At 52.7% G+C, this 6,950-nt stretch carries 6 protein-coding genes; 1 reads left to right on the forward strand and 5 read right to left on the reverse strand.

Annotated features, from left to right (window positions below; all coding sequences use genetic code 11):
- Positions 1-3 precede the first annotated feature (3 nt).
- From DS906_RS06070 to DS906_RS06090, 5 genes are all read right to left on the reverse strand, one after another.
- Complete coding sequence (locus DS906_RS06070) at positions 4-1,497, reverse strand: FtsX-like permease family protein (protein WP_113789331.1); 1,494 nt, start codon at positions 1,495-1,497, stop codon at positions 4-6.
- On the reverse strand, positions 1,497-2,183 hold the full coding sequence (locus DS906_RS06075; protein WP_113789332.1) for an ABC transporter ATP-binding protein: 687 nt from the start codon (positions 2,181-2,183) through the stop codon (positions 1,497-1,499). The genes DS906_RS06070 and DS906_RS06075 overlap by 1 nt, the downstream gene beginning before the upstream one ends.
- Positions 2,184-2,212: 29 nt before the next feature.
- A complete protein-coding gene (locus DS906_RS06080; RefSeq protein WP_113789333.1) occupies positions 2,213-3,322 on the reverse strand; it encodes an HlyD family secretion protein in 1,110 nt (369 codons plus the stop codon).
- An 82-nt stretch (positions 3,323-3,404) separates the two neighbouring features.
- Positions 3,405-4,859, reverse strand: a complete 1,455-nt coding sequence (gene gntH, locus DS906_RS06085) for a guanitoxin biosynthesis MBL fold metallo-hydrolase GntH (RefSeq protein ID WP_113789334.1) — start codon at positions 4,857-4,859, stop codon at positions 3,405-3,407.
- Positions 4,860-4,863: 4 nt separating this feature from the next.
- Complete coding sequence (locus DS906_RS06090; RefSeq protein WP_113789335.1) at positions 4,864-5,172, reverse strand: hypothetical protein; 309 nt, start codon at positions 5,170-5,172, stop codon at positions 4,864-4,866.
- Between the two features lie 81 nt (positions 5,173-5,253).
- On the opposite strand from DS906_RS06090, the gene DS906_RS06095 reads away from it, so the two are divergent.
- Entirely contained in the window at positions 5,254-6,642 is a 1,389-nt protein-coding gene (locus DS906_RS06095; RefSeq protein ID WP_147235186.1) for a tetratricopeptide repeat protein, read from the forward strand.
- The last annotated feature ends 308 nt before the right edge of the window (positions 6,643-6,950 follow it).

Raw genomic sequence — 6,950 nt, forward strand, 5'->3', positions numbered from 1 at the left:
TATTCAAAGCCGAACCGACAGTCCGTCTGATAGCGTCATACGGTACACCCTTAACGCAGGTATAATACTGGCAAGAAGACCAGAGCAGAAAACGAGGGCTATGAGAAGAACCTCGCGAAAGCTTGGCAGGCCAACACCGATGCGAAGCCCAAAATTTGCGGCAAGAAGCGGATCTATCACGAGCGTGAGAGCGCTGAGCGCGATTACTCCAAGCACGATGCCGGCCGACAACAATAAAACGGCTTCAAGCAAGATCAGGGAAAAGACGCCGGCTGGTGTTGCGCCCACGGATCGAAGGATCGTAAATTCACGCCGCCGGTTGTCGAGTGAAGCAGACAACATGACCACCATGCCGATCATTCCAGCCACTGCCACAGCGCCTGCCATCAGACGCAGCGCAGTCTCGGCCGTACTGGTAATCGACCAAAGCTGCAACAGCGCAACATTAGGAAGAACAGCGGTCAGTGCCTCGTCGCGATGGTCTGCCAGTTGCCGTTGAACTGAAAGCACCGCCGTTTTCCCCTCCAGCCCGGCAAAAATCGCGTTGATGGTCCCCGGCTCATGATCATGGCCATCGTGATCGTGCCCGTCAGAGGTCGTGACAGTTTGCCCCTCGTCTTCATGGCCGCTTCCGTGAGCATGACTTTCGTCATGTTCCTGATGCCCTTCTTCGTGCTCGTCAGGCTCGTCGTGCTCCACATAGTCATCGTTTTGTCCATGGGCGTCGCCGTGATCCACATGCCCGTCCGCAAATTCGCTGTCTGCGTGATCTTCGCTATGGGAATGCGCGGTGTGATGGTCTTCGTGTTCTCCGGCGACCTCAGGTGCATCGATCAAAACGAATGGGTCCGCAACCTCTGACGCAGGTTCTTCGTGCAAGGCGTCAAACCCCGCGAGTGAGACAAAAACCATTCTGTCGACGGCCGTCCCGGTATGCCCCAGCACGCCGGTCACTGTGAAAGGCGCTTCGTCGTGGACATCAAAGGCGACTTCCCCTGAGCCATGGGCATTCACGATTTCAGTGCCTGACGTGTACCCGAAAGCCTGAGCAACTTTTGCTCCAATCACTGCGCCATCTGGAGATTTAAACGGAACACCTTCAGCAAATATCAGTTGCTGGCCGCCACTATGATGAAAGTGGTCAAAATATTGCTCGGACGTTCCGATCACGGGATATCCACGATGGTTGTCACCCATCATGATCGGCACTGTCCAGCTTATCTGGGGCAGATCTTCGATCATCTCGTAGCTGTCCCAGCTGATACCAGCGCCAGTTGTGCCGACACCAAAAACCGTTGCCATCAGGATCTGCACATCGTTTCCGCGTGCCGCAATGATCAGGTCGATCCCTGATGCAGAATTGGCAAAACCCGCTCGTGCCTCTGTTCGCAGTCGTTCAACCCCAACAATCAAAGCCACGCTCAAGGCAATGCTAAGAACAGTTAACGCAGCGATAAAGCGGCGATTGAGAAGGCTTTTATAACAAAGATTGAACATCACGTTTTGCTTGCGTTCAGCATCGGCAAGTCAACGCTCCGATCGAAGTGTTTTTCCAGGCTGCGATCATGGCTGACAAATAACAAACTCGCCCCTGATGCTTTGCATTCCTTCAACAACAACTGGACAAACCAGCCTTTTGCGTCCTCATCCAAAGCCGAGGTGGGTTCATCCGCCAACACAACTTCGGGCGCCCCAATCAGTGCCCGCGCCGCTGCAACTCGTTGTTGCTGCCCAACACTCAGGGCGCTGGCAGGTCGATTGATCAGCTCAGCATCCTCAAGACCCAGCTCACTTAGTAACCGTGTTGCGGTAGCCTTGGGGTCTGGCCCCGATCGATTGCGGCGTTGCGCTGAAAACCGGCAGGGAAGTAAAGTGTTTTCAAGCGCACTGAGCCAAGGCAAAAGATTAAAGACTTGGAAAACAATCCCCAAATGATCCACGCGAAAACGGTCACGATCACCTCGGGCCAAAGCCCCGACATCCGTGCCTGCAACACACACCGCGCTTTTCGGCACATCGATCACGCCAGCAATTGCCGAAAGCAACGTGGTCTTTCCGCTGCCACTGGGGCCTCTCATAAACACGCTTTCCCCGGCCTCAAGATCGAAGTTATCGACTGAGAGCACCGGGTCGGGTTGACCGGGCCACCGAAATACCAAGGATTTGAGTTCGACAGTTTTCATTGATGACACAGATGCTTTGGTCAGATTTTTCAAAGATAATTGAGCTTTTTGGTGACCCAGAAAAGGATCTCTGCCAAAACACCAATGGCTCCGGCCTCGTCTGTCTTGACCAAAGCTGTTCCTGACGTTCCAAATTGCAAGGACTTATTGTCTGCATCTGCAGGTAGTTCAACCAATACGATGTAGCTGGATATCCCGGCTAGTTCCCGCAATGAGGGAAGACCTGATCTTAGATCAACAGTACCTTCGACAGTTCCGACCGGAAAATCGGAAATACGGCCAGTAATTTCTCCACCGGGTTCCGTTCTAAATGCCAGCCGGATTTCGTCACCGACCGAAACATTGGCACGACTGGATTGGGGAAGAGTAGCAATTACTGCAAAGTCTCCGGGTTCGACAAAAGTTATTGCCCCTTGTAGCGGTGTAGCGCGGTTACCTGGTCGTAGTGAAACAGCCGTAACAACGCCGTTTCCTGGCGCTTTTACAACCGTTTGTTCTAAATCCCAAAGAGCTTGCGCAAGTGTCTGTTCGGCCTCCACAACACCTGCGTCACGCCCGTCGATCTTCGCGGCGATACGCCGCTCAAGGCTTGTCTTTCGGGCTTCGGCTGCGCGGATATTCGCTGTCAACTGGTCGATGGTTGAGACAGCTTCTTGCAGTTGGAACGTGGTTGATGCCCCGCGTTCTTCCAAACGGATGATGTCATCACGACGCTGAATTCCGAAAGTCAGCTGAGCAGTCAAGGATTCAATCTCGGCCTCGGCAGCTGACAAATCTGATACCAGTTGATCGGCAGATGACTTTGCAGTTTCCAAAACAGCTTCGAGCCGGGAAACCTCGGCTTTGTACACCTCATTATCTATTCGGAATAGAGGCTCGCCTTTTGCGACTTCCTGGTTAGGCTCCACAACGACTTCTGTAACCGTGCCCGCCACGTTCGGAGCAATATTCGTTGAAACACCCTGAATGGATACCGGGCCAGTCGGAGTTGTGTGGTTCAGCGCACCGATGACTATCAGAGCGATAACAGCAGCTACACCGTAAACCAGAGTTTTCCAGAACCCATTCCAGGGGAGAAGGTGAAACTTGGAAAAGACCAGCCAGACTATTCCAAAGTAGAGGCCAAGTACGATTAACAAGACTTCATTCCTTCGTGATGTTTCCGTAAAGTTCGAACGACCACCCGAACTTACGGGTGATCGCCCTGTTTGTCATGATGGCTTAATTGTCACCTTGCTCTTCCAACACTTTGCGGTTGGCTTCACGATGGCGCCACGCCGCGCCCATACTCTCTTTCAGGTTTTCGGGAAGCGCTTCCAGAGGAACAACAAGGTCGTCATCAACTGGCCACTCGGTCAGCAGCTCAGGATGATATCCCTCAGGATAGTATAGCTTAGGATCGATTTCCATATCGCGCACGTAGGGTTCTTGAATGTCTTCGCGCCGGTGGGGTGGCTTCGGCACGATCAACTGACCATTGCTAAAGTCAAACTGCGGTGCTCGTGAGTTTGGGAACTCGGGTAAGATGCCTTCTCGAACCCATATCTGATCTTTGGTGACGTTCACAACGATCCCGTCAGGCGCTCCAAAGTGATAGGGGCCTTTCCAGTGCTCTCGGATTTCCGCCACGGTTTCCTCGATCTGATAGGGGTCATAGCTCATGTGAGTGTTCATCAAAAGCCTGGGTTGCACTAGGTTGGCAATGTAGCCGGCCGCATAGCTGGGCGTGTGATGGGTATCGACGGTATAACGCCCGAGGAATGGCGGCACGCCTTGAACTCCGGATGAGATTTCGATGATTTCCTGCTGCTGTTCCGTGACGAAGACATCACAGCCTTTGGCAAAAGGAATATCGATCATGTTGGGTCGACCGTCACCTGTCCAGATGAAGCACATGCCATTCCAATCCATCCGGTATCCAGACGCACCGTCCTTGGCATGGCTTCTTTGCCAGTGTGTGACTTTGACCCCGTCTTCATCATAGATCACGCCGCCATTGTCACGGAAATCAAATTCGTTGACTTCGATGTCCCAACCTTTGCCAACGGGAAAGACGCTGAACGCATCCCGGTGCCAGCCGGTCATCATTTTCATGCCTTCTACCATAGTTGCGGTGCCGTACTCTTTGGTGCGGCCGGATGGACCGTGGACCGTCAACTGCTCGTGCCATCCACCGGCCCAGGTTCCGAACATCCACAGGTACGGCAACCCACCAAAGTGGTCTACGTGCAGGTGCGTGATGAATACATCAGTAATTTCATTCAGTGCATATCCACTGGCAATGATGTTCGCTGGTGAGCCCTCACCAATGTCAAACATGAAAATCTTACCGTTACCCAGCTCAACAAGAATCGCCGTGTTCATTTGTCCAGGGCGAATGAACGGAGCAGATCCCATAAAGATAATTCTCATCTCGTTGGGCTGTACATCTTCGGTGCGTGGGAACCAGTTTGCCGCACTTTTCAACCACGGTTGAGGAGAGATGCCCTCAAAGGTCAGCCCCTCTTTCCAACGCCCCATAGGGACGCCGCCAGTCAGTGCAGCCTCAATATCTTCTTGGGATGAGGGCTCCTGTACTGGGGGAGCCTGTCCGAACGCACTTGTGGCGAACAATGTCGCTGCGGCGGCGAGTGCGCTGAGTGACTTAATTGACTTCTTCTGTCTGTCTTGCAGCATATTTTCAGTCCTTTGTTCGAGCCTGGGTGAATATGGGAACCACTTCTGAAATGGCTGTCGGGACAATCTCTGAATTGGTAAATCGAGACAGATGCTCGGCGATTTCCTCGGCCAGCCCATCTAGGCTTTCGGTGACAGGATCGATCACACATGGTGACGTCTGCTCATTGACCTTCCGGGCCCTCTCCAACTCGGCTGAGAGCAACTCGAAGTCCCCGCAAAGTGCCTCGAATCCACGATGGTTCTTTCGCATGACGCGGATGCAGCTGATTTGGTCCGGAAAAGCGAGCTCTAGTAAGTTGATGTCCGTCATTGCCCTGGCGCCTAGTCCATCTCTGGGCACCAGGCTGAGGGCACAACGCGCAACGCGGAAGGGTTACACCGTGAAATTAGGGTGACATTCAAATATTCATTTGACAGTATGGAATTGAAAATACAGAGAAACTTGAAGTTTCAGATGCCTGACAGAGAATTGACCCTTGATCCGGAACGTCACGCGACCCGTGTGAAGTACGCGCTGGATCAGGTATTGGCGAGTGACATGTTTGGCAAGGCGGAACGCCTTCGGAATTTTCTGAGCTACGTTGTCGAAGAGGCCATTGCGGGTAGATCCGAGGCTATTCTTGGCAAAACAATCGCTCAGGATGTTTACTTCAAGAGTTTTGCCAGTGATGACGGCCACATCAACGTTGTTCGTGTGGATGCGGGGCGGTTACGGCGGAAACTTCAGCAGTACTATGAAACGGCAGGTGCTGGAGACGATCTGCGCATTCACATTGATAGCGGCGGCTACGCGCCTTGGTTCGAGGACCGCTCTGGTACAATTCAGAGCAATGTCGATCATACGCCATTCAGGCCAGGATTACCCTGGCTGATTGGCATCCCTGCCGTCACCATAGCGATCATTGCTCTTGCTTACGTCTTGGGCGGGCGCATGGAACAGGTTGTTGATCTAAACCCAAAGACATCCGCGCGCTCACTTGAGCGACAGGCTCTATCCGCTAAATCACCCGCTGCAGTACAGGCGTCAAACTACTGCGATCAAGCTCGGGGCCTGCTCTTTCCAATCGCAACTATCGATAACCAGATCCTGGCCAGCGACATATTTAGAATGGCAATAAATGAGGCTCCCGATTTTTACTGTGGATATGCCGGATTGGCCCATAGTCTGGGAACCCAGGCTCTCCTAACGCGAGGCGAGGGAGAGCGTGACGCGCTGATACTGAATTCAGGGCAAATGGCACAGAAAGCTGTGGACATTGCGCCCTCAAACGGCTGGAGCCAATCGGCAATGGCATGGGTATCTTACGTTTCTCGCGACTATGACAGAGCATTGGAGTATTCAGCACTCGCGCAGTCGCTTCGACCCAATGACGGAAACGTTCTGGACTTTCGCGGCGTGATACTACTGGTTATGGGTCGCTTTGAAGAAGCGTATGACGTCAGCGACCCAAGCCACCCCAGAGAGATAGGAAGTCATCGGTTTGCCCACAGGAACATTCACGCGGTTGCCAGTTTTCACATCGGTGAGTTTAGGGAAGCAATCGCGTCTTTGAAATTTGCGAGTGACAATGGTGACCCCGTCAGCGCACTGTCTTTGGTATTTTTGGCGGCTTCCTATCAAAGGTTGGGCGAATCCAAAGAGGCACATGCAACCTTGAATCAACTGAAACAGTCGTGGCCAGAGTTCAGGCCAGATCTTGTACTAGCTGTGTTTTATTCCAGTCCAGATTTATCAGAAGAGGTGATTTCAGCCTTAACGGATGCGGGATGGCGGTTTTAAGATATACCCTTTCGAGCCATGGTTGGAGACAGGCCCACGTACGTAAAGTGTGTTTTACCGCCAACACAAGCAAACTACCTTGGTAGTGTTATTGAACGCCGAAAGCGGTCATTGGAATTTATTGTAGCTAACGGCAGCTTTGTCCGCGACTTGTAGATTCATGGTTTCAGAATTTCTGCACGCTGCATGAACGGCTGCTGATCCCGCTGCCCGGCAGCATGAAATTTTGCGCCTTTGCAGCAAATTCGGTGCTGCGTGCGCATGCAGCGAGAAAATCCAAGGAACAGTTTGGGCTCGGTGCCGTCATC

Origin of the sequence: Ruegeria sp. A3M17 (assembly GCF_003318255.1) — a bacterium.
Classification (GTDB): domain Bacteria; phylum Pseudomonadota; class Alphaproteobacteria; order Rhodobacterales; family Rhodobacteraceae; genus Ruegeria.